The organism is Anaeromyxobacter sp. PSR-1, from assembly GCF_000964525.1.
Lineage (GTDB): Bacteria > Myxococcota > Myxococcia > Myxococcales > Anaeromyxobacteraceae > Anaeromyxobacter.
On record NZ_BAZG01000315.1, the window covers coordinates 1 to 2,420 of the forward strand.

The window sequence follows — 2,420 nt, forward strand, 5'->3', positions numbered from 1 at the left end:
CGCCTGGCGGGCGGCCATCTGCCGGCCCACGTTCAGCCCCAGGACGAAGATGACGCCCAGGATCACCAGCGCGCCGACCACGATCGACGCGATCTGGCGGCCGTCCAGGGACAGCTCGAACTTCTCACGGCTCCGGGCGTTCTCTTCGCGCATGGACGTCACCCCGCCGCGGCGACGGGCGCGCGCCGCGAGGACCGGGCGCGCGAACCGCGGCAGCCAGGATTCTAGACGTCGTCCGCGATATCGCGAGTTTCCGGACTCTCCATCCGATCCGGCGCGGAGACGCCCAGCACGGCCAGCCCGTTCGCGAGCACCTGCTTCAGGGCGCGGCACAGGAACAGGCGCGCCGCGGTCTTGACCGGGTCGGGCCCGACGACCTTCTCGCCGCTCTTCTTCCCCTGCGTGTACCAGGAGTGGAACGCGGCGATGGTCTCCTGGAGGTAGAACGCCACCCGGTGCGGCTCGTAGGCGAGCGCCGCGGCGGCGAGCATGTCCGGGAACGCGGCGATCCGCCGGATCAGGTCCTGCTCCTCCGGCGAGCCGAGCGTCCGCGCGGCCTCGAGGTCGAACTCCGGGATCGCGTGCCCGGCCTCGCGCGCCTTCTGGAAGATGGCCGCCAGGCGCGCGTGCCCGTACTGGACGTAGAAGACCGGGTTGTCGAGCGTCTGCTTCTTGGCGAGCTCGACGTCGAAGTCGAGCGGGGCGTCGGAGCGCCGGGTGAGGAAGATGAAGCGGGTCGCGTCGCGCCCCACCTCGTCCACCACCTCGCGCAGCGAGACCAGCGTGCCGGCGCGCTTCGACATCTTCACCGACTCGCCGCCGCGCATGAGGCTGACCATCTGGATCAGCACGACGTGCAGGTCCTTGCGCGAGGCGCCCAGCGCCTCCATCGCCGCCTCGAGCCGCGGCACGTAGCCGCCGTGGTCGGCGCCGAGCACGTCCACCAGCGCGTCGGCGCGCTGCCGCTTGTCCCAGTGGTAGGCGATGTCCGCGCAGAAGTAGGTGGGCGTCCCGTCCGCCTTCTTCACCGGCCGGTCCACCTCGTCGCCGTACGCCGACGAGCGGAACAGCGTGAGGTCCTCGGCGGCGGTCACGCCCTCCTCGTCCGGCTGCGGCTGCGGCGGCGGCTGCCCCTTCTTCGACTTCGGCGGCGGCAGCTTGCCGACGTAGACGAGGTCCTTCTCCTCCAGGAACCGGAGGAACCGGTCCACCGTGCCCGACTCGTAGAGCGCCTTCTCCGACGACCAGCGGTCGAACGAGATGTTCACCGCGGCGAGGTCCTCGCGGATCATCCCGAGCACGTGCTGGACCGCGTGGTCGCGGAACAGCGTCAGCCACTCGGCCTCGGGCGCGTCCAGGAACTTCGCGCCGTACTCGGCCTTCAGCCCGGCGGCGATGTCCTTCACGTACTCGCCCGGATAGCTCTTGGGCGGCATGGTCACCGTCCGCCCGTGCAGCTCCTGGTAGCGGAGGTGGACCGAGCGCGCCAGCGTCTGGACCTGCGCGCCGTAGTCGTTGACGTAGTACTCGCGGGACACGTCGAAGCCGGCCCAGCGCAGCAGGCCCTGGACGCCGTCGCCCACCACCGCGTTGCGCCCGTGGCCGACGTGCATGGGGCCGGTCGGGTTGGCCGAGACGTACTCGACGATGACCTTCTTCCCCTGCCCCACCGCGGTCCGGCCGTAGGCCGGGCCCTCGGCGACCGCGCGCGCGAGCGTGCGCAGCCACAGGTCCGGGGAGAGCCGCACGTTGATGAACCCGGGGCCGGCGATCTCCAGGCCGGCCAGGTCGCCGGCCGTGTCGGCCGTGCGCACCGCCTCCACGATGGCCTGCGCCAGCTCGCGCGGCGGCCTGCCCGCCTGCCTGGCCAGCACCATGGCGGCGTTCACCGCGAAGTCGCCGTGCTTCGGGTCGCGCGGCGCCTCCACCGAGAAGCCGGCGCTCGCCGCCGGCCAGCGCCCGTCGTCGGCGCCCTGGGCGAGCGCCTTGCGGAAGAGTTCGATGACGCGATCACGGACCATAGGAAGGGGTCTCTCTACCGGGGGGCGCGCGCGGGAAGCAAGCGCCGGGGCCCGCGCCGGGCGCGGGCGTCCTCAGGGATAGGCGTCGAACGCGCCGCAGCGGCGGCACCGCCAGGCGCGCGACGGGGCGTCGGAGCCGCAGCGCTCGCAGCGCGGGGCCTTGCCGCGGCGGAGCAGCGCCGCGACCAGCAGGTCGTGGCGCACGGCGAGGTCGTCCGGGCCCGGCGCGCCGGCCTGGTGCAGCAGCTCGCGCATCGCCAGCGACACCTCGCCCACCCGGTCGCGCTCCAGCGCCAGCCGGAGCGCCGCCACCGCCTCCGGGTTCCGGCCGCAGCGGTGCAGCGCGCGCCCGCGCAGCAGGTGCAGCGCAGGGTCGTCCGGGTGCGCGTCGGCGCGGGC

General features: G+C 73.5%; 1 protein-coding gene and 1 pseudogene. Both read right to left on the reverse strand.

All coding sequences use genetic code 11. From position 1 onward, the window contains the following. Positions 1-224: 224 nt before the first annotated feature. Complete coding sequence (locus PSR1_RS22865; RefSeq protein ID WP_059439597.1) at positions 225-2,021, reverse strand: arginine--tRNA ligase; 1,797 nt, start codon at positions 2,019-2,021, stop codon at positions 225-227. 72 nt (positions 2,022-2,093) lie between these two features. Further along, positions 2,094-2,420, reverse strand: a pseudogene (locus PSR1_RS22870) (hypothetical protein); the annotation flags it as partial.